Annotated in this window: 29 protein-coding genes; 6 read left to right on the top strand and 23 right to left on the bottom strand. The window is 68.3% G+C overall.

Features of this window, described 5'->3' with window-relative positions:
* Positions 1–2: 2 nt before the first annotated feature.
* Together ACLBYA_RS04655 and ACLBYA_RS04660 are read right to left on the bottom strand one after the other, a co-directional pair.
* The gene (locus ACLBYA_RS04655) at positions 3–326 is read right to left on the bottom strand and encodes a branched-chain amino acid transporter permease (RefSeq protein WP_447708173.1); all 324 of its coding nucleotides are present in this window, start codon (positions 324–326) and stop codon (positions 3–5) included.
* Positions 316–975 (bottom strand): AzlC family ABC transporter permease, encoded by a 660-nt coding sequence (locus ACLBYA_RS04660; protein WP_447708174.1) that lies wholly within the window; start codon positions 973–975, stop codon positions 316–318. The genes ACLBYA_RS04655 and ACLBYA_RS04660 overlap by 11 nt, the downstream gene beginning before the upstream one ends.
* 205 nt (positions 976–1,180) lie before the next feature.
* Between ACLBYA_RS04660 and ACLBYA_RS04665 the strand changes: the two genes are divergently transcribed.
* Positions 1,181–1,885 carry a cutinase family protein gene (locus ACLBYA_RS04665; RefSeq protein WP_447708175.1) on the top strand — a complete coding sequence of 235 codons (705 nt, stop codon included), beginning with the start codon at positions 1,181–1,183 and terminating at the stop codon, positions 1,883–1,885.
* On the opposite strand, the gene ACLBYA_RS04670 is transcribed toward ACLBYA_RS04665, so the two are convergent.
* Positions 1,812–2,651, bottom strand: coding sequence for an adenylate/guanylate cyclase domain-containing protein (locus ACLBYA_RS04670; RefSeq protein ID WP_447708176.1), 840 nt, complete (start codon positions 2,649–2,651; stop codon positions 1,812–1,814). The genes ACLBYA_RS04665 and ACLBYA_RS04670 overlap by 74 nt on opposite strands.
* A gap of 10 nt (positions 2,652–2,661) precedes the next feature.
* Positions 2,662–3,789: a nitronate monooxygenase gene (locus ACLBYA_RS04675; RefSeq protein WP_447708177.1), complete on the bottom strand. Its 1,128-nt coding sequence runs from the start codon at positions 3,787–3,789 to the stop codon at positions 2,662–2,664.
* Positions 3,790–3,861: 72 nt separating this feature from the next.
* On the opposite strand from ACLBYA_RS04675, the gene ACLBYA_RS04680 reads away from it, so the two are divergent.
* A complete protein-coding gene (locus ACLBYA_RS04680) occupies positions 3,862–5,217 on the top strand; it encodes a hypothetical protein (RefSeq protein ID WP_447708178.1) in 1,356 nt (451 codons plus the stop codon).
* Here the strand turns inward: ACLBYA_RS04680 and ACLBYA_RS04685 are convergent.
* The 8 genes from ACLBYA_RS04685 to ACLBYA_RS04720 all read right to left on the bottom strand — a co-directional run bounded on the left by ACLBYA_RS04685 (position 5,143) and on the right by ACLBYA_RS04720 (position 10,732).
* Positions 5,143–5,598, bottom strand: coding sequence for a hypothetical protein (locus ACLBYA_RS04685; protein ID WP_447708179.1), 456 nt, complete (start codon positions 5,596–5,598; stop codon positions 5,143–5,145). The genes ACLBYA_RS04680 and ACLBYA_RS04685 overlap by 75 nt on opposite strands.
* The gene (locus ACLBYA_RS04690; RefSeq protein ID WP_447708237.1) at positions 5,595–6,686 is read right to left on the bottom strand and encodes a molybdopterin-dependent oxidoreductase; all 1,092 of its coding nucleotides are present in this window, start codon (positions 6,684–6,686) and stop codon (positions 5,595–5,597) included. Before ACLBYA_RS04690 ends, ACLBYA_RS04685 begins: the two co-directional genes overlap by 4 nt.
* Positions 6,687–6,691: 5 nt before the next feature.
* On the bottom strand, positions 6,692–7,318 hold the full coding sequence (locus tag ACLBYA_RS04695; protein WP_447708180.1) for a methyltransferase domain-containing protein: 627 nt from the start codon (positions 7,316–7,318) through the stop codon (positions 6,692–6,694).
* Between the two features lies 1 nt (position 7,319).
* The gene (locus tag ACLBYA_RS04700) at positions 7,320–7,982 is read right to left on the bottom strand and encodes a TIGR04282 family arsenosugar biosynthesis glycosyltransferase (protein WP_447708181.1); all 663 of its coding nucleotides are present in this window, start codon (positions 7,980–7,982) and stop codon (positions 7,320–7,322) included.
* Positions 7,982–8,644 (bottom strand): glycosyltransferase family 2 protein, encoded by a 663-nt coding sequence (locus tag ACLBYA_RS04705; RefSeq protein WP_447708182.1) that lies wholly within the window; start codon positions 8,642–8,644, stop codon positions 7,982–7,984. Before ACLBYA_RS04705 ends, ACLBYA_RS04700 begins: the two co-directional genes overlap by 1 nt.
* A gap of 65 nt (positions 8,645–8,709) precedes the next feature.
* Positions 8,710–9,741, bottom strand: a complete 1,032-nt coding sequence (locus ACLBYA_RS04710; protein WP_447708183.1) for an NAD-dependent epimerase/dehydratase family protein — start codon at positions 9,739–9,741, stop codon at positions 8,710–8,712.
* Positions 9,738–10,514: an S-methyl-5'-thioadenosine phosphorylase gene (locus ACLBYA_RS04715; RefSeq protein WP_447708184.1), complete on the bottom strand. Its 777-nt coding sequence runs from the start codon at positions 10,512–10,514 to the stop codon at positions 9,738–9,740. The genes ACLBYA_RS04710 and ACLBYA_RS04715 overlap by 4 nt, the downstream gene beginning before the upstream one ends.
* Entirely contained in the window at positions 10,511–10,732 is a 222-nt protein-coding gene (locus tag ACLBYA_RS04720) for a hypothetical protein (RefSeq protein ID WP_447708185.1), read from the bottom strand. Before ACLBYA_RS04720 ends, ACLBYA_RS04715 begins: the two co-directional genes overlap by 4 nt.
* Positions 10,733–10,842: 110 nt before the next feature.
* Between ACLBYA_RS04720 and ACLBYA_RS04725 the strand changes: the two genes are divergently transcribed.
* On the top strand, positions 10,843–11,712 hold the full coding sequence (locus ACLBYA_RS04725) for a 1,4-dihydroxy-2-naphthoate polyprenyltransferase (RefSeq protein ID WP_447708186.1): 870 nt from the start codon (positions 10,843–10,845) through the stop codon (positions 11,710–11,712).
* A 4-nt stretch (positions 11,713–11,716) separates the two neighbouring features.
* Here the strand turns inward: ACLBYA_RS04725 and ACLBYA_RS04730 are convergent, their stop codons facing one another.
* Positions 11,717–12,376 (bottom strand): DUF3159 domain-containing protein, encoded by a 660-nt coding sequence (locus tag ACLBYA_RS04730; RefSeq protein WP_447708187.1) that lies wholly within the window; start codon positions 12,374–12,376, stop codon positions 11,717–11,719.
* Positions 12,373–14,250 (bottom strand): S9 family peptidase, encoded by a 1,878-nt coding sequence (locus ACLBYA_RS04735; RefSeq protein ID WP_447708188.1) that lies wholly within the window; start codon positions 14,248–14,250, stop codon positions 12,373–12,375. Before ACLBYA_RS04735 ends, ACLBYA_RS04730 begins: the two co-directional genes overlap by 4 nt.
* Positions 14,251–14,319: 69 nt before the next feature.
* Between ACLBYA_RS04735 and ACLBYA_RS04740 the strand changes: the two genes are divergently transcribed.
* Positions 14,320–15,060 carry a helix-turn-helix domain-containing protein gene (locus ACLBYA_RS04740; protein ID WP_447708189.1) on the top strand — a complete coding sequence of 247 codons (741 nt, stop codon included), beginning with the start codon at positions 14,320–14,322 and terminating at the stop codon, positions 15,058–15,060.
* Here the strand turns inward: ACLBYA_RS04740 and ACLBYA_RS04745 are convergent.
* Positions 15,049–17,304: a DPP IV N-terminal domain-containing protein gene (locus tag ACLBYA_RS04745; protein ID WP_447708190.1), complete on the bottom strand. Its 2,256-nt coding sequence runs from the start codon at positions 17,302–17,304 to the stop codon at positions 15,049–15,051. The genes ACLBYA_RS04740 and ACLBYA_RS04745 overlap by 12 nt on opposite strands.
* A gap of 108 nt (positions 17,305–17,412) precedes the next feature.
* Here ACLBYA_RS04745 and ACLBYA_RS04750 point away from each other — a divergent pair, with 108 nt between their 5' ends.
* The gene (locus ACLBYA_RS04750) at positions 17,413–18,606 is read left to right on the top strand and encodes an MFS transporter (RefSeq protein ID WP_447708191.1); all 1,194 of its coding nucleotides are present in this window, start codon (positions 17,413–17,415) and stop codon (positions 18,604–18,606) included.
* On the opposite strand, the gene ACLBYA_RS04755 is transcribed toward ACLBYA_RS04750, so the two are convergent.
* On the bottom strand, positions 18,603–18,902 hold the full coding sequence (locus ACLBYA_RS04755) for a DUF4229 domain-containing protein (protein WP_447708192.1): 300 nt from the start codon (positions 18,900–18,902) through the stop codon (positions 18,603–18,605). The two genes, ACLBYA_RS04750 and ACLBYA_RS04755, sit on opposite strands and share 4 nt — an antisense overlap.
* Positions 18,903–18,952: 50 nt before the next feature.
* Here ACLBYA_RS04755 and ACLBYA_RS04760 point away from each other — a divergent pair, with 50 nt between their 5' ends.
* The gene (locus ACLBYA_RS04760; protein WP_447708193.1) at positions 18,953–19,111 is read left to right on the top strand and encodes a hypothetical protein; all 159 of its coding nucleotides are present in this window, start codon (positions 18,953–18,955) and stop codon (positions 19,109–19,111) included.
* A gap of 10 nt (positions 19,112–19,121) precedes the next feature.
* On the opposite strand, the gene ACLBYA_RS04765 is transcribed toward ACLBYA_RS04760, so the two are convergent.
* From ACLBYA_RS04765 to hemL, 7 genes are read right to left on the bottom strand one after another with little or no spacing between them, the layout of a single operon-like run.
* Positions 19,122–20,213: a nucleotide-binding protein gene (locus ACLBYA_RS04765; RefSeq protein ID WP_447708194.1), complete on the bottom strand. Its 1,092-nt coding sequence runs from the start codon at positions 20,211–20,213 to the stop codon at positions 19,122–19,124.
* A 3-nt stretch (positions 20,214–20,216) separates the two neighbouring features.
* Positions 20,217–21,206 (bottom strand): c-type cytochrome biogenesis protein CcsB, encoded by a 990-nt coding sequence (gene ccsB / locus ACLBYA_RS04770; protein WP_447708195.1) that lies wholly within the window; start codon positions 21,204–21,206, stop codon positions 20,217–20,219.
* On the bottom strand, positions 21,203–22,765 hold the full coding sequence (resB, locus tag ACLBYA_RS04775) for a cytochrome c biogenesis protein ResB (protein WP_447708196.1): 1,563 nt from the start codon (positions 22,763–22,765) through the stop codon (positions 21,203–21,205). The genes ccsB and resB overlap by 4 nt, the downstream gene beginning before the upstream one ends.
* Positions 22,762–23,493 (bottom strand): cytochrome c biogenesis CcdA family protein, encoded by a 732-nt coding sequence (locus ACLBYA_RS04780; RefSeq protein WP_447708197.1) that lies wholly within the window; start codon positions 23,491–23,493, stop codon positions 22,762–22,764. Before ACLBYA_RS04780 ends, resB begins: the two co-directional genes overlap by 4 nt.
* Positions 23,490–24,071, bottom strand: a complete 582-nt coding sequence (locus tag ACLBYA_RS04785; RefSeq protein ID WP_447708198.1) for a TlpA disulfide reductase family protein — start codon at positions 24,069–24,071, stop codon at positions 23,490–23,492. The genes ACLBYA_RS04780 and ACLBYA_RS04785 overlap by 4 nt, the downstream gene beginning before the upstream one ends.
* Entirely contained in the window at positions 24,071–24,658 is a 588-nt protein-coding gene (locus ACLBYA_RS04790; RefSeq protein WP_447708238.1) for a histidine phosphatase family protein, read from the bottom strand. The genes ACLBYA_RS04785 and ACLBYA_RS04790 overlap by 1 nt, the downstream gene beginning before the upstream one ends.
* A 26-nt stretch (positions 24,659–24,684) precedes the next feature.
* Complete coding sequence (gene hemL / locus ACLBYA_RS04795; RefSeq protein WP_447708199.1) at positions 24,685–25,995, bottom strand: glutamate-1-semialdehyde 2,1-aminomutase; 1,311 nt, start codon at positions 25,993–25,995, stop codon at positions 24,685–24,687.
* Between the last annotated feature and the right edge of the window lie 201 nt (positions 25,996–26,196).

Raw genomic sequence — 26,196 nt, forward strand, 5'->3', positions numbered from 1 at the left:
TGTCACCACGCCGACATCAGCGCCACATAAACAACGGTGCCCGCAAAGATGGACAGCAGCGCGTGGCGGCGCCAGACCTGCAGACCCAACGTCACCAGCACCGCGATGACTAGCCAGAGTTGTTGTCGCCCTTCAGCTTCGGGAACATCACGGATGGTGTAGAGCGCCAGCATCACCATCACTCCCAGCGGCATATGCAGGCTCAGATACTTGACGACAGCACTGTGCCGCATGGGCGCGAGCACCGCGAACGGCAGCACCCGCAGCGCCCAGGTGACGGCGGCCGCGACGCCGACCAGCAGCGCGATACGACCGTTATCGGGCACCGGACACCCGCATCCGGATCAGCAGTAGCGCGGTGAAGGCCGCGAACGCCCACAGCAGCAGTTGGCCCGGTGCCAGCAGCCAGGCGCCGACCGCGCAGGCCGCCGCAAGCAGTGCAGTGATCCGGTCCGGATGCTGCCGGTAGGCCTCGATGGCCAGCACGATGAACAGGGCGGTGAGCGCGAATTCCAGACCGGCGAGGCGCTCGATGGGCAGCGCGGCCCCGAGCAGTCCACCGGCGGCGGCCGAAACGGTCCAGGTGGCGTGCAGCCCGCACTGCATGGCCAGGATCTGCCGCGAGGTCCAGGACGCGGCGTCCGGGCTGACACCGACGGCGAAGGCCTCATCGGAAAGTACGTAGGTGCTGTAGGCGCGGCCGAGCCGCCCGCGCACCCGGTGCAGGGGGAAGGACAGCGCATAGAACACGTGCCGGGAGTTGACGATCAGGGTCGTCAAAGCCACCGCGGCCACCGGTGCGCCGGCCGCGGTGAGGCCGACCATCAGGAACTCCAGCGATCCGGCGTAGATGACGGCCGCGAACACCGGCGCCCACCACCAGGCCAGCCCGGCGTGCACCACCAGAAAGCCCAGCGCCATGCCCAGCGGGAGGAACGCCAGCCCGATGGGCGCGGTCAGCCGCAGCACAGACATCCGGTCAGTGTGTCAGCCGCCGCGGGCCGCTCGGTCGCGAGATTGCGGTTGTCGCGGCCCGCACTCGAACCCCGCCCCGATAACCGCAATCTGGGCGTGTCGTTGCGGTATCGAAACTGTCACGGATGTTAATAGAGTGATTTTCGTGAATAATTGGGTACTGATGGGGTTCAGCCTGCAGCCCCGCAGATGCCGAGGAGAAGGAATGCCCACGCGACGATCAGCCATGCTGGCCGCCTCGGCAATCGCTCTCACCCTGCTGACCGCGCCGACCGCCGCCGCGGCGCCCGAATGCTCGGATGTCGAGGTCATCTTCGCCCGCGGCACCGACGAGCCCGCCGGCATCGGCAAGATCGGCAAGGCGTTCGTCGACACCCTCAAGCCCATGCTCAAGAACACCTCGATCACCACCTACGCGGTGAAGTACCCGGCCACCTGGGATTTCATGAAGGCCGCCATCGGCGCCAACGATATGAGCAAGCGGGTGCAGGCCACCGCGGCCCGCTGCCCGGACACCAAGATCGTGCTGGGCGGATACTCCCAGGGCGCCGCCGTCGTCGACGTCGTCGCGACCGCACCGATCGCCGGACTGGGTTACACCAACCCGCTGCCGGCCGCCGTGGTGCCGCACATCACCTCACTGGTCGTGTTCGGCAATCCGTCGGCCCGCCTCGGCAATCCGCTGACCCGGATGAGCACGACATTCGGACCCCGCACCGCCGATCTGTGCGCGCCCGCCGACCCGGTGTGCTCACTGGGCCGTGACTGGGACTCCCATGTCCGCTATCAGGAATCCGGGCTGGTGAAGCTGGGCGCGGAGTGGACAGCCAAGTTGATCAAGGCGCCGAAGCCGGCAACTCCAACCGCGGATGCACCGGATACAACACGTGCGTCCCGCGCAACCCCTTGAGTTCGGCCTCCCGCGGTGAGCCGAGCTCGAGATCGTCGAGATCCTCGATCGCGGCGGCCACCGGCGCGCTGACCAGGATCTCGCCACCGTCGGCCTGACCGGCCACCCGGGCGGCCATCGCCACGTCCAGGCCGAACAGATCCTCCCCGCGGCGTACCGAGGTCCCCATGTGTACCCCGATGCGCACCCGGATTCCCTGCCAGCGTGATTCGTCGGCACCCAGCGCGGACTGCACCTCGGTACTGCAGCGCACCGCGTTCTCCGGGTCGGCGAAGGCGATCATGAAACCGTCACCCTGGTTCTTGACCACATGCCCGCCGTGGCGCACGACGCGGGATTCGACCAGCTTGTTGTGCCTGCCCAGCAGCCGCACCCAGGCCCGGTCCCCCATCGTCTCGTTGGCCTCGGTGGACCCCTCGATATCGGAGAACACGATGACGACGCGGCCGTCGGCGGTCAGCCGCGCCAGATCGGGTCGCTCCACCTGAGCCCAGCCGGCCAGATCCTCGATGGAGTTGCGCACGGTGGCGCCCAAGCCCTTGTTGATGAGCATGTCGGCGGTCTGGAACACCGTCTTGATCGCCAGCGGGGCCAGCCCGACCCGGCGCCGGCGCCGGCGGTCCTCCTGCTCGGCCTGGATCCGTGCGAGCTCACGGCGCGCACTGCCCAACCGACGACGGCTCACGAGGAACAGCACCAGGAAGGTGATCAGCCCCGCGGTCAGCAGTCCGACGATCCCCAGCAGGACGAGTTCGGTGGCCGACACCCCTGCATTATCAGTCAGGAAGTGAGTTGCTCAGCCGTTCGGTGGCGGCCAGGTAGTCCTCGATGAACTCCAGCACCACATCGCGGGCGGGCTTGACCTTGGTCATCAGCCCGACACCCTGGCCGACAAAATAGGTCGACAGCGCCCGCGCGCCCTCGTGACCCTGATCGGCGAGCGCGTCGATGCGGCGCAGCACCGGTTCGGAGAGCATGTTCTGCAGCGGCAACGGAAGCGGTTGCTGCCCACCCGGATTGGGCGCCCACGCATCGGTCCAGTCCGACCGCAGCTGGCGCGACGGTTTTCCGGTGCGCCCGGCCGAGCGCACCGTGTCGCGTGAGCCGGCGGCCAGCATCTTGGTGACGGTGTGCGGCTCGGTCTCGGCCTCCTCCGTCGTCAGCCACACCGAACCGGTCCACGCGCCGGCCGCACCCAACGCAACAGTGGCGGCCATCTGTCGGCCGGTGACGATGCCGCCGGCGGCCAGCACCGGCACCGCATCGTCGATGGCATCGATGACCTCGGGCACGACGACCAGGGTGGACACCTCACCGCAGTGCCCGCCGGCCTCGGTGCCCTGCGCGACGATCAGGTCCACCCCGGCGGCCACCTGCTTGACGGCGTGCTCCTTGGCGCCGACCAGTGCGGCGACCGGGATCCCGCGCTCGCGCCCGGCCTCGATCATGTAATCCGGCGGCACGCCCAGGGCGTTGGCCATCATCTTGATCGGGTGGCTCATGGCGACCTCGAGCAGTTCCTCGCCGTTGCCGCCGGAGAGCACCGGCTTACCGGTGCGGACCTTGGTGTCGGGTTCGATCCCGTGGTCGGCGAGCAGCTTGTTGACGAACTCCCGGTAGCTCTCCGGGATGCGCGAGGCCAGGTCGTCACCGGACAGCTTCTCGCCCTTGCCCTCGAATTTGGCGGGCACGATGATGTCGATGCCATACGGCTTGCCGTTGACGTGCTCGTCGATCCAGGTGAGTTCCTGGTCGAGTCGCTCGGGCGAGTACGCCGCACCGCCGAGGACGCCGAACCCGCCGGCATTGGTCACCGCGGCCACCACATCGCGGCAGTGGCTGAACGCGAACAGCGGGAAGTCGATGCCATAACGCGCGCAGAATGCCGCCGATGAGGTAGTCATCCGCCCATTATTAACACCTGTCAAGTTTTCTGTGAAGCGGGTCCCGAGCGGGCCACCCATAGTGTGGAGGCCATGCGCATGGGCCGACGGGAATCAGTGGCGCTGACCGTCGGCATGACGTTGCTGGTCGCGGCCTTCGTGGTCCCGCACCTCAACCTCGGCATCGTCACCCCGCTGATCAACAGCACACCGGAACGCATCCGCGACTTCGCGCAGACCGCGCCGTTGTTCGGATGGTGGGACGCCCACGTCGGGTGGGGCACGATCCCAGCCGTCCTGATCGCCGCCGCCGCGGTGCTGTGGGGCCCCACGTTGGCGACCCGGTTACGCTGGCCTGCGCTGGTGTGGGCGACCTGGGGCACCTCGGCGCTGTGGGCGTTCTCGCTGGCGATGATCGACGGCTGGGAGCGCGGCTTCGCGGGACGGTTGACCGCACGCCACGAGTATCTGCGCCAGGTGCCGAGCATCACCGACATTCCCGAGGCGCTGCGGACGTTCGCCGGCCGGATCCTGGACTACCAGCCGGACTCCTGGATCACCCACGTGTCCGGGCATCCCCCGGGCGCGTTGTTGACCTTCGTATGGATGGACCGTATCGGCCTGGGCGGTGGCGCGTGGGCCGGGTTGCTGTGCCTGCTGGCCGGATCGAGTGCCGCCGCCGCCATCGTCATCACCTTCCGCGCCGTGGCCGACGAGTCGATCGCCCGGGCGGCCGCACCGTTCGTGGCGGTGGCCCCGACCGCCATCTGGATCGCGGTCTCAGCCGACGGGTACTTCGCCGGGGTCGCGGCCTGGGGCATCACGCTGCTGGCACTCGCGCTGCACGGTCCGGCTCGACGACAAATCTGGCTCGGTGTGGCGGCCGGGTTGGTGCTCGGCTGGGGCATCTTCCTGAACTACGGGCTGGGGCTGATGGCGGTGCCCGCGGTGGCGGTGCTGATCACCGCCACGCAGTGGCGCGCCGCGATCCGGGTGCTGATTGCCGGCATAGTCGGGGCGCTGGCGGTGGTGGCGGTGTTCTACGCGGCCGGGTTCTGGTGGTTCGACGGTTATGTGCTGGTGCAGGAACGCTATTGGCAGGGCATCGCCAACGACCGGCCGTTCCAGTACTGGGGCTGGGCCAACTTCGCGTCCACGATCTGTGCCATCGGGTTGGCCGGTGTGGCCGGGTTGGGCCGTGTTCTCGATATCGCCGCACTGCGCCGACGCGCGGGTGTCCACGTGGTGGTGGCCGGCGCGCTGCTGGCCATCGTGGCAGCCGATCTGAGCATGCTGAGCAAGGCCGAGACCGAACGGATCTGGCTGCCCTTCACGGTGTGGCTGGCGGCCGGGGCGGCGCTGCTGCCCGCACGGTCACATCGATGGTGGTTGGCGCTCAACGTCATCGGCGCGCTGGCCATCAACCACCTGATCCTGACGAACTGGTAGCAACCGCGCGATCGGCACACACAGCCAGACGATCGCCAGCGCCACCGCCAGCCCGAGTGGGTAGTTGCGGTCGAGCACCGTCGGGTTGTCCGGGCGAAGACCCGGGCTGCTGTACACGGGGATGGCCAGCAGGATCAGCACCACGCTGCACAGGCCCGCCACCGCCACGGGCGACTGCCAGCGCGCCGGTATCAGCCGTCGGCCGGCCAAACCCAGTGCCGCACACAGCGGTGCGAACACCAGGTCGTGCACGACGGCCGCGACGACCGCCCAGACCAGGATGCGGGCGATGATCACCGGCGGGAAGTCGACGAGCAGGACAACACCGTAACCGGCGATGACGACACCGAGGACCCCCAGCAGGATCCGGACGGCGGTCACGTCGCCACCTCGATCCGCGAGAGCCATTTGGTCTGCAGCACACCGGGTCTGCTCGGGGCGATCAGCCGGCACGGGTAACCGTGATCGATATCGAGCGTCTGACCGTTCAGGCGCAGCGCGATCAACGTCGCCGAATCGCGAGCGTGGCGGGCGGTCAGCACCGTCCGCGAGTACGGGCCCGCCGGCTCCAGGGAGATCATCCGCACATCGGTATCCGGCGAATCCGATACTGCGGCGAGAAGATCGGCCAGCACGATCCCGGTCCACTCGGCATCGGCGCTCCAACCCTCGACGCAGGCGATCGGCAGCCGGTGGGTGGTCTGCGGCATCGCCTGCAACTCGGCGATCGAGAAGGCACGCTGTGTTGATCCGTTGACCACCGTGAGCCGGTACTCCGGAGCCCGCGCACTCTTGAGAACACCCGCGGCGGCCGCACTCCGGTTCACCGGAACACCCTGGGGGCCTTCGCCGGTGCGCGGTGCCAGCACCGAGACCCGCCGCAGCAGCGGTACCGTCTGCCCCACCGTCGCCACGGTGGCCACCGCGACCGCCAGCCAGGTGCCGCGCAACACGGTCCGCCGACTCGGCCCGGTGATCCCTCCGGCGGCGATATCGTCGGCAGGTTCGCCGAGCGCCCGGCGGATCGCCGGCAGCTTCACCCCGAGGTGCACCAGCACGGCACCCGCCGCGACATAGGCCATCGCGTAATGTGCTGTCGGGAAATAAAATTTGAAGGCGTACCACTGCGCGATGTTCAGCAGTCCGGTGGTCAGTTCGAAGAGTATCGACGCGACCAACACCAGGATCGATGCGCGCTCCAGCATCCGCACCGGCCCACCGATGACGGGCCGTTCGAACAGTTTCGGCCACACCGACCACAGCTTCACCACCACCAGCGGTATCGCGGCGATACCGCTGGCGACGTGCAGACCTTGGGTGAGCCGGTACAGCCACACCGGCCGGGTGGGCCAGAAGAACCACGGCTGCGGATGCTGGATGAAGTGACTGAGCAGACCGGTGAGGAAGCAGACGGTGATGGCGATTCCCAGTGCAACACCAACTCTGGCGGTCACCGCGGTGCCGCGCAGTGTGGTCACCGGACCACCAGGCTCGCGATCACCCGATCACCGATGGGGTGCACGGTCCGCAGGGTCAATCCGACGTCCGCGGCGATACGCGCCGCGCAGTCCAGCCCCACCGATGCCCATTTGAACCACGGACCGATCTTGAGGGTGGACTCCAACCGCACCCATTGCGATACGACTCCGCTTATCGCCGTGTCGAATTCGACCAGGCATTCGCCGCCGCTCTGCAGCAGTTCGCCGGCGCGCCGCAACACCCGCCATGGGTCGCCGCCGAGCCCGACGTTGCCGTCGGCCAGCAGCGCGGTCTGCCAGCGTCCGCTGCCGGGCAAAGGTTCGAACAGATCGCCGCACACCGCGGGTGCCCCGCTGCTGCGCGCCAATTCGACGGCCACCGCGGACTTGTCGACGCCGAGTGCGGGCAGACCCCGCTCCACCAAACCCACCAGCAGCCGTCCCGGGCCGCAGCCCAGATCGATGGTGGGCCCGGAGCACAGGTCCACGATGGCGCGGTCGAACACCGGGTCCGCCGTGTCGACGAGCCAGCTGTCCACCGGCAGCGCCTTGAGCCCACCGTCCTCATGTCGGATCCAACATCGTTCGCCGTCGAGGGCCTGATCGTAGAGTTGACCGTGCATCTCAGGCCCCGACCGGGCGGGTGGTGGTCACGGCGAAGCGACCGGTCGGCGGGCAGGCCGCCCGCACAGCGTCGATATCGGCTGTCGTGTCCACATCTGTCAGTTCGGATACGAGTCTCACATTGATGCCAGTGTGTCGAAGGGCCGCAAGCGTTACAGCGCCGGTGTCCGGCTGCGACATCGGCACGTCACGCAGGCAGTCCGCCATCGCGGCATTGCGTACCCCCAGTACCCACCAGCCCCCGTCCGCTGCCATCCCGAGAACGGCATCGGCCTGCTGCAGTCCGTGGGCACATTCACCGAGAAGTTCCGGGCTGACCTGCGGGGTGTCCATCCCGATCTGTATCACCGGCGACCCGTCGGCGCCGGCATCGTGATGGGCGTGCACCAGGCGCTCGGCGAATCCGTCACCGCGCTGGGGAATCACGGTGAAATCGGCCAATCGGTCGGCGATCTCATCGGACCGGCAGGCCTGCGCCAGGTCACCGGTCATGGCCACCACACGTCGCCGCACCGGAGTCCGGGCGACCGCATCCAGGGTGTCCAACAGTGCGGCGGCGGCGATATCGGCGGCCACCTGGTCACCCAGATCGGCAGCCAGCCGGGTCTTGGCCAGTCCGGGGACCGGCGCCTTGGCCACCACCAACACCGTGCCGGGCCACATCAGATCGCCCGCCAGAAGTCCAGTGCGGCAACGGCACTGCCCCGCATCGAGCCGCTCACCTTGGACTTGCCGCCGGTGCGCGGGCCGTAGGGCACATCTGTTTCGGTCACCCTCCAGTTCGCCTGCGCCGCCCGGACCAGCAGTTCCAGCGGATACCCGGAGCGCCGGTCGGTGACCCCAAGACCCAGCAGCGCGTCCCTGCGGACCACCCGCATGGGGGCGATATCGTGCACCGGCAGGCCGTAGCGCTGCCGCAGCCGCCAGCACACCGCGGCCGTGCCGAGGCGCGCATGCCAGGGCCAGCTCAGTCCGGGTGTGGCGCGGCGGCGACCGATCGCCATATCCGCGCCGCGATCGAGTTCGGCGACCAGACCGGGCAGATCCTGAGGATTCAGCGAACCATCCCCGTCCAGGACCGCAACGATGGGCGTCGTCGCCGCGACCACCCCGGCGTGCACCGCCGAACCGTATCCGGGGCGGGTCTCGGTGACCACCGTCGCACCGTGCGCGCGGGCCACCTCCGCGGTGCCATCTGTGCTGTTGTTGTCGACCACCAGCGTCGTATACCCACTCGGTGTGGCCGCCAACACAGCAGGCAACGACTGCGCCTCGTTGAGGCAGGGCAGCACCATGGTGACAAGGGGTTCGTCGGGTCCGGCCATGGCACCGACGCTAGGCGTCGATGCGCCCGGCCGCCACGGGCAAACTCGGGCGGGGCACCGGAACGTCAGTCACGCAACGGCGCGAAGGCGAACTCCCGCAAACCGTCCCGCGGGTCGACCGCGGCCCGAAAGCCCAGCACGTCAGCCGCGCGGGCCGGGTCGGCCACGATATGGCGGACATCGCCGGAGCGGTAGCGCCCGGTGACCTCGGGTGCGGCGGCGCCGCGGGCGGTGGCCAGTTCGGAGGCCACCTCCATAATCGAGACGGGCCGACCCGAGCACACGTTGAACGGGTGGAACCCTTGTAGGTCGGACTCGACGGCCGCGAGGTTGGCCGCGGCGATGTCGTCGACGTGCACAAAATCGCGCATCTGCCCGCCATCCTCGAACACCTGCGGCACCCCACCGGCCTCCAACTGGGAGCGGAAGATCGCGGCAACGCCGGAATACGGTGTGTCGCGGGGCATGCCGGGGCCGTAGACGTTGTGATAGCGCAGCGCGACGACCGAGCCACCCACCGAGTCGTTGAAGGCCACCGTGTAATGCTCCTGGGCGGTCTTACTGGCCGCGTACAGGCTGCGCGGTCGCAGCGGGGCATCCTCATCCACCAGCCGCCAGCGCAGCGGCTCACCGCCGATCGGGCAGCGATGGTCGAACACGCCGACGTCGAGGTCGGCGCGCGACCGCGGCAGTGGGTCGACCTGTCCGTGCTCGGGACAGTCGTACCCGCCCTGCCCGTACACCACCATCGATGAGGCCAGTACCAGCCGCGAGCACCCCGCGGCGAACATCTCGGCCAGCAGCACGGTGGTGCCGTAGTCGTTGTGGCTGCCGTAGGACGGTGCGTCGGCGGCGTTCACCCCGGCACCCACCACCGCGGCCTGGTGACAGACCACGTCGATCCCCTCGAGCACACCGGCCACGGCGGCACCGTCGCGGATGTCGAGCTGCCGACAGTCCGGTGGCGGCGTGGCACCGTCACTGTGCGCGGCATCCAGCATGGCGTCCACCGCCACCACCTCGTGCCCGGCCTGTGTCAGCGTCGCCCAGATCCGGCTGCCGATGAATCCGGCGGCGCCGGTCAGCAGCACCCTCACGGAAGTTCGAACGGCAGGTTCACGCCGTCATGGGCCAGGCAGTGCGTGCAGGTGCGTTCGGGAGTGACAGCTGCTATGGCCTCGTGCACAAGTTGCTTGAACCCGGCGATGTTGCGCTCGAACTCGGCGAACACGTCGACCGCCCGCACTCCCGCCCCCGCCTCGACACCGGCGTCCAGATCGGTCACCAGGGCAATTGCGGCATAACACATTTCGAGCTCGCGGGCGAGTACCGCCTCCGGATAGCCGGTCATGTTGATCAGCGTGAAACCCTGCCGGGCGTACCACTGGCTCTCGGCGCGGGTGGAGAACCGCGGGCCCTGCACCACGACCATGGCGCCGCCGTCGACCGTCCCGGGCAGATCGACCGCCGCGGTGCGCAACGCCGGGCAGTACGGGTCGGCGAAGCCGACGTGGATACCCCCCGAATCGAAGTACGTGTCGGTCCGGCCGCTGGTGCGGTCGACGAGCTGGTCCGGGACCACCATGGCACCCGGCCCCAGTTCGGGGGTCAGGCTGCCCACCGCGCACGGCGCGAAGATCCGCCGCACCCCGAGCGAGCGCAGTGCCCACATGTTCGCCCGGTAAGGCACCGTGTGCGGGGAGAACTCGTGGTGCAGTCCGTGCCGCGGCAGGAACGCCACCTCGTGCCCGGCCACCGTGCCCACCGTGATGGCCGCGCTCGGCGGACCGTACGGGGTGTCCAGGCCGACCGACCGCGCGTCGTCTCCGAAAAATGTATAGAAGCCGCTACCGCCGATGACGCCGATCACGCGTCGCGCTGACCGTCCATTTCGGCGCGTTCGGCGGCTTGGCGGGCCGCATCCCCGATGGCGAAGGCATCGGTGGCCAGGCCCCCGATGGCGTTGGCGACGTCCTTGACGGCGGTGGTGATGATCGTCGCGACCTCACCCACCGTCGAGGCCACTGATTCCACGCCCTCCTGCAGGGCGTCCTTGGCGATTTCACTCTTGCTGAGTCGCTCCGTCATGCGATCAGTCTCATGCCGAGGTCACGATGTGACAAGGTGCGCCGCGTCACCGCTGTTCAGGGCCATCCCCCGTCGCTGCGCTCGCCCCAGGACGTGCAACGATGGCCCGCGTGGCCAGTCTCGCGCAGTGGATCTCCGGCGCCCGTCCCCGCACTCTGCCCAATGCCGTGGCACCCGTCATCGCCGGCACCGGCGCGGCGGCCTGGTTGGGCTCCGCGGTCTGGTGGAAGGCGCTGCTGGCGCTCGCGGTGTCGCTGGCCCTGATCATCGGGGTGAACTACGCCAACGACTACTCCGACGGTATCCGCGGCACCGATGACGTGCGCAGCGGTCCGATGCGGCTGGTCGGCTCGAAGGCCGCCAGTCCGCGCGCGGTGCTGACCGCCGCGATCGTCAGCCTGCTGATCGGCGCGCTGGCCGGGCTGGTGTTGGCCGCCGTCAGCGCGCCGTGGCTGGTCGCCGTCGGCGCGGTCTGCATCGGAGGGGCCTGGCTGTACACCGGCGGCAAGAAGCCGTACGGGTACCGCGGTCTCGGCGAGGTCGCGGTATTCGTGTTCTTCGGCCTGGTCGCGGTGCTGGGCACGCAGTACACCCAGGCGCTGCGGGTGGACTGGGTGGGCCTGGCGCTCGCGGTCGGAATCGGGTCGCTGTCCTCGGCGGTGCTGGTGGCCAACAACCTGCGCGACATCCCGACCGATGCAGACTCCGGCAAGATCACGCTGGCCGTCCGCCTGGGCGATGCCCGCACCCGGCTGCTGTTCCAGGCGTTGGTGGCGCTGGCCGTCGTGCTGACCTTTGTGCTGATGCTCGCCACACCCTGGTGCGCGGTCGGCCTGCTGGCACTGCCACTGGCTTTGAAGGCGGTGGCCCCGGTGCGCGGCGGGCTCGGCGGTGCGGCGCTGATCCCGGTGCTGCAGTTCACCGGCCTGACCATGCTGGTCTGGTCGATCGCGGTGGCGCTGGCGCTGGGCCTGGGATAGGGCGTCAAGCCTTCTTGACGTCCTCCTGCCGCACCAACGTGGTGGGCGGCAGCGGCGCGGGCTTCAGCCGATTGGCCCGGCGCACCGCCCAGAACACACCCAGCAGCGCCAGCCCGAGCAGCGGATATCCCATCGCGATGCGCGCGAAGGCCAGCCAGCCGGTGTGGCCGCCGTCGTAGAGCCACTGCTGCACGACGAACCGGGCCGCGAACAGCACCACGAAACCCACTGTCGCAATGTCGAATCCGCGTACCACCGCCTTGTTGGCGCGCCAGTTCGGGTCGGGACCGCTGTTACGCAACAGATTCCAGATCACCCCGACCAACGGGCGTCGCATCAGTACCGAGATGCCGAATGCGCACGCCGCAATCAGGCTGATCCAGATCCCGGGCAGGAAGTAGTTGTCCGCCGACCCGGTGAAGTAGGCGATGCCCGCCGCCAGCGCGACACCGAGCAGCCCGGAGACCGCCGGCTGGATCGGCTCGCCGCGCATCCGTCGCACCACGATCAGTCCGATGCTGACCGCGATGGCGACCAGCACCGCCGCCGTCAGATCCGCGATCGCGTTGACGATGACGTACGCGAACGTCGGGATGCTGGCGTACACCAGCCCGGATACACCGCCCATGCGCTCCAACAGTGTCGGCTCCCGCTGATCGGTCACAGGTGCTCCCCCAGGAACCGTTCCACGGCGCGGAACATGTCCTTGACGTTGTTGGGGTTGACGAACCCGTGCCCCTCGTCCTCCTTGACCATGTACTCGACCTCGACGCCGCGGTCGCGCAGCGCGGCCACCAGATTGTCGGATTCGGCCTGCACCACCCGAACATCGTTGGCGCCCTGGATGACCAGCAGCGGTGTGCGGATCTGGTCGACCTTGGTGATCGGCGAGCGGGCCAGCATGTCGGCCAACTGGTCCGGGTCCTCGGGATTGCCGACGAACAGATGCCAGTTGTTGGCCAGGTGCGGTCGCGCGATCTCGGGCAATGTGCGCATGAAATTGCTCAGGTCCGAGATGCCGACATAGTCGATGGCCGCGGCGAACACGTCCGGCGTGAACGTCACCCCCACCAGCGTGGCGTACCCGCCGTAGGAGCCGCCGAAGATGGCGACCCGGTCCGGGTCGGCGTAGCCGCGCTCGACGGCCCAGTTGACCCCGTCGATCAGATCATCGTGCATCTTGCCGGCGAACTCGCCGACCGCCGCCTTGGTGAAGGCCTTACCGAAACCGGCCGAGCCACGGAAGTTGACCTGTAGCACCGCATATCCGCGACTGGTGAGCAGCTGGATCGGCGGCGAGAATCCCCAGGTGTCCCGGGTCCACGGCCCGCCGTGCACCGCCAGCACCAGCGGTAGATTCCGCGGTTCGACACCGCGCGGCAGGCTCAGGTAGCCGTGCAGATCCAGCCCGTCGCGCGACCGGATGGTGACCGGTTCGGTCGGTGCCAGCACGGCGGGATCCAGGTGCGGGTGCGACCCGAAGAGCAACCGGCTCTCCCCGGCCTGGTGGTCGTACAGATACGTCAGTCCCGGTTCGCGGTCGTGGGTGAAGTCGACGACCCAGTACCGGCCGCTGACATCGGAGCTGATGGCCTCCAGATCACCCTCGGACAGCTTCTCCAGATTGGCCAGCACGGCGGCGAATCGCGAGTCCACGGCCTGGATCACCTGTCGCTCGAACAGATACCGGACACCGAGCAGTTCACCGGTGCGTTGGTCGAGGATCAGCGGCGACGGGACGGTGGAGAAGATGGCCGCGCGCGCATCGACATCGTAGGTCGGATGGCTGTCGACGTGCGTCTGCTCGCCGGTCACCGCGTCGACGCGCACGATGCGGGTCCGGTCGGTGCCGTCGTTGGAGCCGATCCAGATGCCGGTGCCGTCCGGGGTGACGGCGATCGGGAAGAGCCCCATGGTGTGGTCCCGGCCGTCGAACGTGACGATCGAACGCAGCGTCTGGGCCCGTGGTTCCCACTGCAACAGTTCGACATCACCGTCGGATGTCAGTGCGGTGGCGAACAATTCGCCGTTGCGGCTGGCGCGCCACCCGTTGATCTTGCCCGGATTCTCGGCCAGCAGCGTCAGCTCGCCGGCGGCGATGTCCAACTCGTAGACATCCATCTTCAGTGGGTCGCGCTTGTTGGAGTAGACGATCGCGACGGCCGGATCGGCGACCAGCTCGTAGGCCGACATGGCACCGGGAAACGGGGTCAGGTCCACTGCCGCGGCGTCCGGATCGCCTGGGTCGACCCGGAAGACGTGCCACTGCTCGTCCCCGCCGCTGTCCTGCAGGTACAGCAGCCAGCGGCCGTCGCCGCTCCAGCCGTAGTTGTAGATGCTGCGGGTCTCATCGGCGGTCACCCGCCGCGGTTCGGCATCGCCGTCGACATCGGTGTCCAATTCCTGGATCCAGATGTTGAGGCGGTCCCGCCACGGTGCCAGGTAGGCGATCCGGGTGCCGTCCGGGGAGATGGTGGCCTGCGACCGGACGGGCGGGGCGAACAAGTCGTCGACGGAGATGGGCTCGGATGCGGTCATGACTACATCGGACACTCGGACGTAACGGCACAGTCAAGTGCGCCGTGTCTGCAGGACGAAGTTGGCAAGATGAGACCCGTGGCGTGGAGCACCCGGGAAATCGCCGAACTCGCCGGTACCAGCCTGCGGGCGGTACGGCACTATCACCAGGTCGGCCTGCTCGACGAGCCGGAACGCCGATCCAACGGCTACAAGCAGTACGGCGTCGCGCATCTGGTCCGGTTGGTGCGCATCAAACGCCTGGTGGATCTGGGGTTCTCGCTACCCCAGATCGCGGCGATGGGCGATACCGACGACCATCCGGAGCAGGCGCTGCGTGCGCTGGAGACCGAGCTCTCCGAGACCATCAACCGGTTACAGCGCGCCCGCGACGAACTCCGCGAGCTGCTGGACACGGCGGCACCCACCGATCTGCCGCCCGATTTCGTGTCGGCCGACACCGCGGCGAGCATGACCGAGGCCGACCGCTCCCTGGTGGTCGTGATGAGCCGGGTGCTCGGGCCGCGCGGTATGCGGGTCTACGCCGACATGATCCGCGAGACCACCGAGGACCCCGCGGCCGCCGAACTCGACAATCTGCCCGCCGACGCCGACGAGGCCACCCGCAGTGACCTCGCCGACCGGTTGGCGCCGTACATCAAGTCGGTGCGCGATGCCCATCCCGATCTGGGGTCCTCGCGTGCCGACGCACCGCGCGGGAAGCCGTTCGCGGACCGGGCGATCGACCTGGCCATGTCCGACCTGTACAACCCGGCGCAGCTCGATGTACTGCGCCGGGCCGGCGAGATCGTGCGCCGCTCAGCCGAGTGAGGGCAGTGGTAGCGGCGCCAGCCGGTAGGCCGGCGGCTCGCTACCGTGCAGATGCCGCACGAAATAATCCCAGGTCCGCCGCAGAAAGTAGTGCTGGGCGCCGAGCAGGGCGTGTTCGGCACCCGGGATCATGATCAGGTCGAAATCCTTGTCCGCCTTGACGAGTGCATCGGCCAGCCGCATCGTCATGTACGGGTGCGCGTTGTCATCGAGTTCGCCGTGGATGAGCAGCAGCTTGCCGGTGAGGTTGGCGGCCAATGTCGTGTTCGAGATCGCCGCCCGGTCCTCGGCGCCGAGATCGCCGTGGTAGTGCTCGGCCCACATCGCCAGGTTGACGTTGTTGTCGTGGTTGCCCGAGGTCGCCACGGCCACCGAGTAGAACTCGGGGTAGCGCAACACCGCCCGCGCCGCGGCGAACGCGCCGGCGGACTGTCCGGTGATGCCGACCCGGGTGGTGTCCAGCCACGGATACCGGTGGCCCAGTTCGCGGATTGCGGCGATATGGTCGTCCAGCGCACCGGCGTTGCCGAGATCGCCGTAGGAGTGATCATGAAATACCTTGCTGCGCCCGGCGGTTCCGCGCCCGTCGATGGCCACCACCGCGAACCCGAGCGCGGCGTAGGCCTCCGGCTCGCCCTGGTGTGGCGGGTCGAACATCGGGCCGGCACGGTAGATCTGCGGGCCCGGGTAGGTGTGTTCGACGATCGGGTATCTGTGGTCCGGGTCGAGGCCGTGCGGACGCCAGAGCAGGCCGTAGATGGGCGTCTTACCGTCCGCGGCGGTCGCGCGGAAACGTTCCGGCGGCTGCCAGCCCAGCGCCTGCAGCGCCTCGGTGTCCGGGGTCTCGAGGTCCACCAGCACCGCGCCGTCCCCGTCGAGCACCGCCGAGCGCGGCGGCAGGCTCGGCGACGAGGCCCGGTCCACCAGGTAGCCACCCTCGGGTGGGCTGACGGCATCGTGGTCCAGTTCGTCGTCGGTGAGTCGGGTGAACCCGTTGCCGTCCAACCCGATCCGGCAGATCTGCCGGATGTAGGGATCACCGTCGACCAGGCCATTCGCCACGAAGTACACCTGCCGGGTGTTTTCGTCGACCCACAGCAGGCTGCGCACCAGCCACGGCCCGCTGGTGATCTGGGTGACGTTTTCACCGTCGGGCGAGTAGAGGTACAGGTGCCCCCAGCCGTCGCGCTGGGACCACCACAAGATCTCGCCGGTATCGAGCACCCGCACCATCTGTGGGTCGCCGAGCAGGACGGTCGGGTCGACGCGGGTCTCGCCGCTTTCGCTGATCAGGGTGGTCACGTCACCGGTCGACGGGTCCAGCCGACGCAGTTCCAGCGTCCGGGCATCACGGGAGTGGTGCAGGAAATAAACGTACATTCTTCCCGTCGCTTCGCTCGCCCCGGCCGTACCCTTCCACCAGGCATAAACGAGCGCGACGTTGTGCATGATCACCGTCGGCTCACTCTGCTGCCGGACGATCGTGTGCTCGGCGATATCGAGCACATTCCAGGTCATCGTCGCCACGGCGTCTTCGCCGGGCATGGTGTAGCGGGTGCGGTGTTCCACCGGCCGGCCACCGTCAGCCGGACTCGATTCCACCAGCACGAGTTCGGGTAGCCCCCGCTGATCGATGCGCTGCACCAGAATTCGGGTGGAATCGGGCGACCAGTGGAAGAAGAACGGGGCGGGCAGGCCGAGGATGCGCATCAGCGCCTTGGCACCGGTGGTGTCGGGCAAGCCGCCGTAGCCGAAATCCGGTTCGGCATCCTCGGTGAGCGCGAACTCCTGCTTGCCGTCGGCGGAGCGGACCCAGATATCGCCGTCCTGGCGGAAGGCGATCCACTGCTCATCCGGCGACGGCACCTCCCCCGGAACCGTTGCCGGGGTGTCGGATTCGACGCAGACGCCGTCGGCCCACCGCCAGCGTGTGCCGAATGCGCTGAACAACACCGTGTCATCGACGCGGATCTTCACGCCCACGATCGGCAGGTCGGCACCGGTCACCGCGTGACCGGCGGCCTGCGACAGCGCGGCGGCCAGCCCGTCGTGATCAAACGCCGGGCGGCGGGTCTTCGCCGCGGGGTCGACCACGACGTAACGCGTGCCGATCTGATACCAGAACCGGGTGCCGTCGGCGAACCACTGCGGCGCCAACGAACTGCCGGGCACCTTGCGGGCCCGGTAGGGGGCGAGCAGCTGCTCGGCGCGCGCGTAATCGGAATCGGTCAGCTGTGTCGTCACACCCACCATGCAACACCCGGACGTAGCGGCACAGTCAAGACATATCCCGTCGCTCCGCTCGCCCCAACAGGTTGACCGTGCCGCAGCGGCACAGCGTCTGGTGGAGTGATGCCGCTCATCGCCGTCGCCTATCTGGGTTCCCACTTCCTGAGCTTCCTCGGCAACGGAATCCTGGCCGTGGCACTGCCGTTGATCGTGCTGCAGACCACCGGCAGCCCGCTCAGCGTCGGGGCGGTGTCGACGGCGACCGCGGTCCCCGCGCTGCTGGTCGGCCTGTGCGCCGGAGTGCTGATCGACCGGGTGAACCGGCGCACCTGTTCGATCATCTCGGATCTGGTGTCGGCCGCCGCGGTCGCGGCGATCCCGCTGGTGGACCTGACGACCGGACTGACCATCGGCTGGCTGGTGGCGCTGGCCATCCTCGGGTCGTTCGGCGACGTCCCCGGTATGACGGCCCGGCAGGTGATGGTGCCTGCGGTGGCCCGTCATTCCGGGGTGCCGTTGGAACGGCTGATCGGTCTGCGCCAGTCGATGACGTCCGCGGCGCTGGTGATCGGGCCTGCCGCGGCGGGCACGCTGTTGACGTTGTTCGACGGCAGCACGGTGCTTTTCGTGACGGCGGCGACGTCCGCGGCGGCGGCACTGGTCACCGCGACCCTGCCTGGCCGCCTCGGCGTTGCGGAAGATGATGGGGCCGATCATGATTCGCTGCTGGGTCGACTGACCGCCGGCGCCGCCGCCCTGCGCGGCAGCCGATACCTGATCAGCACCGTCACCCTCACGGTGGGCCTGGCGGTCGCGCTCGGCGGGCTGCAGGGCCTGGTGTTACCGCTGTACTTCAGCGAGTTGTCCCGACCCGATCTGCTGGGTTTCGTGCTGACCGCGCTGGCCGTCGGCATGCTGATCGGCACCACGGTCTTCGCCGCCGTCAGCGCGCGGATGTCACGGCGACGCTGGCTGATCGGCGCGCTGACCGGCACGACGGCGGGGTTCCTGCTGCTCGCGACACTCGTCGGTCCGGGCTGGGTGTTCGCGGGCGCCGCACTGTTCGGTCTCGGCAACTCGGTGTTGGGAGCGGTGCTGGGTGTGCTGCAGGCCCAACGCATCCCGGACGGAATCCGGGGCCGGGTGCTGAGCTTGCAGAACGCCTGTCTGCAGGTGGCCGTGCCGACCGGAGTCGGACTGGCGGGTGTGGTGGCCCAGTGGGGCTCGCCGGTCGCGGCCGGGCTCGCTCTGTTCGCCGTGTGGCTGTCGGTGGTGGTCCTCGCGGCAGCGGTATCGCGCCGACCGGTCGGTGTCTAGCTGTCCTCGCCGCGCAGCCGCGCCTGCAACGTCTCCTTGTCAAGGCGGCGCTGCTCGTCGAACATCGCCATGCTCGCCGTGGCGCGCCGACGCAGCGGTGCGAACAACCAGATACCCAGCGGCAGAGCGAGCACGAGGGCGAACAGCACCGCCACCACCAACGGGAACTCGTCCACACCGACGAGGTGGCCGACCCCCATGATCAGAACGGTCAATACTCCCGCCAGCGCGAGTCTCGCCAGCAGATAGGCACCGACGTCACGCAGCATCCGGGTACCCGGCCGAGAATCAGACACGGACCGAGCCTACCCACGGGACGCGTATATTCGGAGTAAGGAGGTTTTCGTTGCAGTACTTACTCCTGGCTCTGATCGTGGCCGGGCTTGCCCTAGTGACATGGCGCCTGGTGCGTGCATCCGCGAATCGTCCCCGGCCCCGGGTGATCGGGCCCGATGACGACCCCGACTTCCTGCGCCGGATCAATCCCGACAACCCGCGCGGCTAGGTTCTTCCAGCTAGGCCGAGGCGGGGAAACCGGCGGCCACCACCGCGGCCAATCGCAACAGCGCGTCCCGGGTGGGCGGCCGCAAGCGGTCCAGACTGATCTCGGCACCCTCTTCCAAGTGCGGGTCGAACGGCACCGACAGCACCGCCCGGCAGCGGCGCGAGAAATGGTCCACGACCTTCTGTAGGTCGACCTTGCCCGATCGTGGGCGCACCGCGTTGACCACTGCAACCGCATTGCGCACCAGATCCTGATGGCCGTGCGCGTCCAGCCAATCCAACGTCGCCGATGCCGACCGCGCACCGTCCACCGAACCGGAACTGACGACGATCAGGACGTCGGCGCGGGACAACACCGACGCCATGGCCGAATGCAGCATGCCGGTCCCGCAGTCGGTCAGCACCAGGCTGTAATACCGCTCGAGTAGTTCCACGGTCCGGTCGTAGTCCTGTGAGCTGAACGCTTCCGAGACGGCCGGATCCGATTCGGATGCCAGCACTTCCAGTCGGCTCGGGCCCTGCGACGTATAGCGTCGGACGTCGCTGTAACTGGCGATACCCTCGGCATCGCGCAGCAGGTGACGCACTGTCGCCGGCGTCTCCAGCGGAACCTTCTGGCTCAGCGTGCCGCGGTCGGGGTTGGCGTCGACCGCGATGACACGATCACCGCGGGTGGCGGCGAAGGTGGCACCCAGCGTCGCGGTGATGGTGGTCTTGCCGACACCGCCCTTGAGTGAGAGCACCGCGATCCGGTAGCAGCCGCGCAGCGGCCGGGAGGCCTCCTCCAACAGCGATATCTGACTGTTGACCTTCGGGCTCTCACCGAGGTTGACGAGCTTGAACGAGCTCAGGTACAGCCAGCGCCGCCAACCGCTGCTGGGCGCCTGCTTGGGCGCACCGAGCAGGGCGACCGTCGACAGGTCCAGGTACGGCGGCGGCAGCGGGACCGGGCTGGTCTGCGGAGGCAGATCCTGAGCAGCTTGTGGCTGGGCCGGGAATCCGCGCGGCGGCGTCGGCGCCGTCCATTCGGGCGGCAATTCTTGGGCGGGATCCCGAAAACGATCCTGCTCCCGAAAACTCGGTTGCTCGCCCAGCGCCGCCACGGCTCAGCCCACCCCGGCGTAGGAGTGCAGTCCGACGGTCACCAGGTTGATGAAGAACAGGTTGAACACCATCGCGATGAAGCCGACCACGTTGATCCAGGCCGCCTTCTTGTCGCGCCAGCCCGCGGTCGAGCGGGCGTGCAGGTAGGCCGCGTAGACCACCCAGGCGATGAACGACACCGTCTCCTTGGGGTCCCAGCCCCAGTAGCGACCCCACGCCTCCTCGGCCCAGATGGCACCGAAGATGACGCCGAACCCGAAGACCGGGAAGGCGAAGATGGTGGTGCGGTAGGCGATCCGGTCGAGCAGCTGAGCGTCGGGCAACTTCTCGACAACCCGGCCGAGCCCGTTGTCGAGTTCGGCGAAACGCGACATCTTGAGCAGGAACAGCAGACTGGCGACACCGGCGACCAGGAACACCCCCGACCCCAGGCTCACGACCGAGACGTGGATGGGCAGCCAGTACGACTGCAGCGCCGGCATCACCGGGGCGGCATGGGTGTAGAGCCACTTGCCCGACACCGTCAGCAGGATCAGCGTCGGCGCCAGCACGAACACCCACAGCACCCGGTACTGCGGTTTGCGCAGCACCACCGCGGCGGCGACCAGACCGGAGAAGCAGGTCAGATTGATGAACTCGTACATGTTGCCCCATGGCACCCGCGCGGTGGACAACCCACGCAGCACGATGCACGCCGCCAACAGGACGATGCCGGCATAACTCAGTGCGACGCCGGTGCGGCCGATACGTTCGTCGGCCGTGCGCGTCGGTGCCTCGATGACCCGGCCCGGGGTGTCACTGGTCGCGCCCACGTTGATGGCCGGCCCGCCGGCGGCCCCGACCAGCTCGCGCGCCTCCACCTTGCGGCTGCGTGCGTAGGCCAGCTCCACCGCGAGCAGCAGCAGCGCGAACGTCAGCACCACCACCGATGAGGTGAACGCCCAGTCCGAGTACCGGGCCAGATCCAGATCGATCTCTGTGTTGCCGTTCACGGTTTCTTTCCTTCGTCACCCAGCAGCCGGTCGGTCAGCCGCTCGAACTCGTCACCCCAACCGGAGTTGTCGGTGCGGGCCAATCCCCCCAGCTCGACGCTCACGGTACCTGCCGCGGCGGGGGTTATCCGAACCCAGACGCGGCGGCGCCGCACGACCAGGGACACGATCAACCCGGCCATCATCGTCATCGAGAACACCAGCACCCACACCTGTGCCGGATCGTGGGACACCTGCATGTTGATGAACGGCACCGCGCCGTCGAAGCGCACCGTGGTACCGTCGGCCAGCCGGGTCTCCTGGCCGACGGTCAGGTTGACCCGGGCCTCCTTGTTGAGCCGGCCCTGTCCGATCAACCGCGGGTCCAGATCGAAGATCGACTGCGGGCGCCCGGTGTCCAGGCCGGCGTCGCCGCGGTAGATGTCGACGGCGACCGCCGGCTTGTTCAGCGCCGGGAAGCTCGACGACAGCAGCGTGCCGTGCAGGAATTCGGTGGGCGCGAACAGACCCTGGATCGCGATCTGCTGTTTGCGGCGCTCGTCGGGATCGGGGTAGGTGCCTGCCGGCGGGTCGATGCGCACCACACCCGAGGACAGCAGGGTCATCGGATCGTCAGGCCGGAACTGCACGGTGTTGGTGCGGGTCTGACCGTCCGGGAAGGTGACCGTGAACGTCGGGGCGTAACCGTGGCCCTGCAGGTAGATCCGGTCACCGCCGACCCGCAGCGGATGATTGACCCGTAGGTGGTATTGGTTCCAGACATCGTTGGTCAGGTCGTCGCCGTCCTGGTACTCGATATTGGCCGCGAAGCTGACGGCCTGACCGCTGGGCAGGTAATCGGCCTCGAAGTCGTTGACCTTCACGCAGATCGGGTACAGCGAGGTGCCGTCGACGGTGTTGCCGGCCCGGAACGAGTCGAAGGCGGCCGGGGACGCCGAGCAGAATCCGGGTCCACCGTTGGCGATCACGATGACATTGCCCTCGTAGCCGAACAGCTTGCCCGCGGCGATGGCGACCAGCAGACCCAGCAGTGAGAAGTGGAAGACGATATTGCCGAACTCGCGCAGATAGCCCTTCTCCGCTGAAATTTCAGTGATCTCGTCCGCTTTTCGGGTGGTGCGCCGCCAGCCCTTCAAGCGCTGGTCGACGGTGCTGGACAGCTGGTCGACGGTCCCGTCGAGCTGCGCCGCATGGTGTTTGGGCAGCCGGCCGAGGTTGCGCGGTGCGGGCACCGGGACCGCCCGCAGGCTCTTGACGTGTTCGACCATTCGCGGGGTCAGGCAACCCACCAGCGAGATGAACAGCAGCACGTAGATCGAGGTGAACCAGAAGCTGGAGAAGACGTCGAATGCCTGCAGCCGGTCCAGCCAGGGACCGACGGTCGGGTGCTCGGCCAGGTATTCGTCGACCTTGCCCGCGTTCAGGCTGCGCTGCGGCAGCATCGCGCCCGGGATGGCGGCGATGGCGAGCAGGAACAGCAGCACCAGTGCGGTGCCCATCGAGGTCAGCGTGCGCCAGGTGTTACGGATCAGCGCCCAGACCGGCTGCAGAACTCTCATATCGGCAGCCTCACGTCACTGACAAAGGCATCGCGTACCCAGGCCACGAAATCGCCCCACAATCCGGTCACCAGCGCGATCCCGACGCCGATCATCAACACCCCGCCGAAGACCTGGATACCGCGGGTGTGCTCCCGCAGCCAGCCGAGTCCGCGCACCGCGCGCGCCGACCCGAAGGCCAGCAGGATGAACGGCAATCCCAGGCCCAGGCAGTAGGCGATCACCAGGGTGATCCCGCGGGCGACCGCCGACCCCTCGGTGGCCGAGGACACCGCGATGACCGCGGTCAGCGTCGGGCCCAGGCACGGGGTCCAGCCCAAGGCGAACACCGCCCCCAGCAGCGGTGCCCCACCGAGGGTGGACAGCTGGCGCGGTGCGAACCGGGTGTCACGCTGCAGGGCCGGTACGAGTCCGATGAACACCAGCCCCATCGCGATGGTGACGACACCGCCGATGCGTTGCAGCAGTTCCTGATTGGTGATCAGCGCGGTGGTCATGCCGAGCACCGCCACACTGCCCAGCAGGAACACCACGGTGAACCCGGCCACGAACAGACCGGCCGCTCCGGCGACCCGCCACCGGCTCGGCCCGCCCGAGATGGCGGCCAGATAGGACAGATAACCCGGCACCAAGGGCACCACACACGGCGAGGCGAATGAGACGAGACCGGCCAGCACGGCCAGCCCGACTGCCAACAGCAGCGGGCCCGTCGTGATCAGGTCGGTCAACTCTCGCCAGCCAACCGCTCGACGACCGGCTGCAGATCTTCGGCCAGCAACTCACGCAGGAACACCGCCGCCACCCGGTGCCGGCGGTCCAGCACCAGCGTGGACGGGATGACCGTCGTCGGGTACTTGCCGCCGAACGCGATCATGGTGCGCATCGACGGGTCATAGATCGACGGGAAGGTGATGTTGCGGTCGGTGATGAAATCGACTGCGGCGGTGCGGTTGTTGTCGCGCACATCGATCCCGAGGAACTGCACACCCAGATCACGGGTGGCGTCGTACACCTGCTGCAGGTGTGGCATCTCCGAGCGGCACGGCCCGCACCACTGCCCCCAGATGTTGATCACCACGACCTTGCCCGCGAAATCCGAGAGCGCCAGTGCCTTTTCCGGATCCATCAGATCCGGGCCGGCGAGTTTTCCTGGGGTGCCGCGTGTTTCGGGTGGATCGTAGAAGATGTCAGTCTTGCCGCCGGGGGCGACGAATTCGAAGGTGCCGCCCTGGGCAACGGCGTCATCACCGGTGGAACAGCCCGTGATCAACGACGCTGCCACCAGGAGTGCGGCAAACCACTTCACTAGATTCCCCAGGGCTCCGTATATCCCCACCGGATCAGGCGGTCGTCGTCGAAGGTGAACGAGGTGATCGACGAGAGATTGCACAGCCGGCTGTGCGGCAGCGGAAGGTGGGCCAGCCGGCGACCGGTCATCGCCCGGCGCAGCGTCTCGACCGGCAACTGGTGGCTGACGCAAACAGCCTCGTGCCCTTGTGCTTTCACGCGCGCGCGGTGCAGTGCGGCGATCATCCGCGGGGCGATCTCGTCATAGGGTTCACCCCAGGACGGTTTGCTCGGGTTACGCAACCGCGGCCAGTTGCGCGGGTCGCGCAGGGCGCCGTCGCCCGGGGCCACCCGCTTGCCCTCGAAATCGTTCCAGGACTCGATCAGATCGGTGTCGGTATCGATGTCCAGGCCGTGCACGGCGGCGATCGGCGCGGCGGTCTGCTGGGCCCGTTCCAGCGGCGAGGCCACCACATGGCTGATGTCGCGGGACGCCAGCCAGTCCGCGGCGGCCTGGGCCTGCAGCCGGCCCCGGTCGGACAGGTTGTAGCCGGGCAACCGGCCGTAGAGCACCTTTTCCGGGTTGTGCACCTCACCGTGCCGCATGACGTGCACGGTGGTCCTGACCGGTGTCACTGTTTGGCACCGGCGGCCGCTGCTGCCGCGTGCGGCAGGGCGTCGGCGATCTTCTCGAACGCGGTGTCGTCGAGCGCGGTCGAGACGAACCAGGTCTCGAAGGCACTGCACGGCGGGTAGATGCCGGCGTCGAGCAGGGCGTGGAAGAAGGCAGGGTAGCGCCAGGTCTCGGTGGCCTTCGCGGAGGCGAAATCCGCGGGTTGGCGCTCACCGAAGAAGACCGTGAGGAAGTTGCCCGCGCGCGAAATATGGTGTGCCACCGACGCTTCGGTGAGCGCGCCGGTGATGAGCGCGCCGAGCCGATCGGCATTGGCGTCCAGCGTGCGGTAGACGGTGTCGTCGGCGGCCCGCAGGGTGGCCAGGCCGGCGGCCATCGCCACCGGGTTCCCGGACAGCGTGCCCGCCTGATAGACCGGCCCGAGCGGGGCCAGGCGCTCCATGACCTCGGCGCGACCGCCGAACGCGGCGGCGGGCAGTCCACCGCTCATCACCTTGCCGAAGGTGAAGATGTCGGCGTCCACCGGATCGAGGCCGTACCAACCCGACCGGCTGACCCGGAAGCCTGTCATCACCTCATCGGAGATGAGCAGCGCCTCATGGGCCGCGGTGATACGGCGCAGTGCCGCATTGAAACCCGGCTGCGGGGCGACGGTGCCCATATTGCCCGGGCACGCCTCGGTGATGACACAGGCGATGTCCTCGCCATGGGCGGCGAAGACATCCTCGACGGCGGCAACATCGTTGTAGGGCAGCACGATGGTGTCGGCGGCGGCCGCGCCGGTGACACCGGGCGAAGACGGCAGTCCCAGGGTTGCGACGCCGGAGCCGGCATCGGCCAGCAGTGCATCACTGTGGCCGTGATAGCAGCCGGAGAATTTGACGATCTTGGGCCGGCCGGTGAAGCCGCGGGCCAGCCGGATGGCGCTCATGGTGGCCTCGGTGCCCGAGTTGACGAACCGGATGCGCTCCACCGGGGCGACCCGGTCGATGATCTCGCGGGCCAGCTCGGTCTCGGCCGGGGTCGGGGCACCGAAGGACAGCCCGTCGGCGGCGACGCGCTGGACGGCCGCCACGACCTCGGGGTGTGCGTGGCCGAGGATCATCGGGCCCCACGAGCACACCAGGTCGATATAGCGGTTGCCGTCGGCGTCGGTCAGCCAGTAGCCGCCGGCCTTGGTGATGAAGCGCGGCGTGCCGCCGACGGCGCTGAAGGCACGCACCGGCGAGTTGACCCCACCGGGGATCACCGCGGACGCGTCGGCGAACAACGCAGCGGACGCCGACACGGACGACACGGTGCTGCTCATGGCCACCAGTGTCCCAGTCGGAGCAAGCTCGTCAACTACAGGGTGTAGTGGGAATCCACAGTTCACATTCCAGCAACCGTCGCATGGCGTGAGACATAGCACTTTATCTGGTAAATAGTCGCCGATCTGCTTTACTAGGAAAGTGACAACGGCCTGCCAGCTAACCACCACCCGATCTGCGACCCAAACGTCGCCCCGAGA

The sequence above is a fragment of the Mycobacterium sp. C31M genome (genome assembly GCF_053345865.1).

Coding starts and splice junctions, on each gene's coding strand:
- ACLBYA_RS04660 (WP_447708174.1), bottom strand. CDS start 975: ATGTCTGTGCTGCGGCTGACCGCGCCCATCGGGCTGGCGTTCCTCCCG.
- ACLBYA_RS04665 (WP_447708175.1), top strand. CDS start 1,181: ATGCCCACGCGACGATCAGCCATGCTGGCCGCCTCGGCAATCGCTCTC.
- ACLBYA_RS04675 (WP_447708177.1), bottom strand. CDS start 3,789: ATGACTACCTCATCGGCGGCATTCTGCGCGCGTTATGGCATCGACTTC.
- ACLBYA_RS04680 (WP_447708178.1), top strand. CDS start 3,862: ATGCGCATGGGCCGACGGGAATCAGTGGCGCTGACCGTCGGCATGACG.
- ACLBYA_RS04695 (WP_447708180.1), bottom strand. CDS start 7,318: ATGCACGGTCAACTCTACGATCAGGCCCTCGACGGCGAACGATGTTGG.
- ACLBYA_RS04700 (WP_447708181.1), bottom strand. CDS start 7,982: ATGTGGCCCGGCACGGTGTTGGTGGTGGCCAAGGCGCCGGTCCCCGGA.
- ACLBYA_RS04705 (WP_447708182.1), bottom strand. CDS start 8,644: ATGGCCGGACCCGACGAACCCCTTGTCACCATGGTGCTGCCCTGCCTC.
- ACLBYA_RS04720 (WP_447708185.1), bottom strand. CDS start 10,732: ATGACGGAGCGACTCAGCAAGAGTGAAATCGCCAAGGACGCCCTGCAG.
- ACLBYA_RS04735 (WP_447708188.1), bottom strand. CDS start 14,250: ATGACCGCATCCGAGCCCATCTCCGTCGACGACTTGTTCGCCCCGCCC.
- ACLBYA_RS04740 (WP_447708189.1), top strand. CDS start 14,320: ATGAGACCCGTGGCGTGGAGCACCCGGGAAATCGCCGAACTCGCCGGT.
- ACLBYA_RS04750 (WP_447708191.1), top strand. CDS start 17,413: ATGCCGCTCATCGCCGTCGCCTATCTGGGTTCCCACTTCCTGAGCTTC.
- resB (WP_447708196.1), bottom strand. CDS start 22,765: ATGAGAGTTCTGCAGCCGGTCTGGGCGCTGATCCGTAACACCTGGCGC.
- ACLBYA_RS04790 (WP_447708238.1), bottom strand. CDS start 24,658: ATGCGGCACGGTGAGGTGCACAACCCGGAAAAGGTGCTCTACGGCCGG.
- hemL (WP_447708199.1), bottom strand. CDS start 25,995: ATGAGCAGCACCGTGTCGTCCGTGTCGGCGTCCGCTGCGTTGTTCGCC.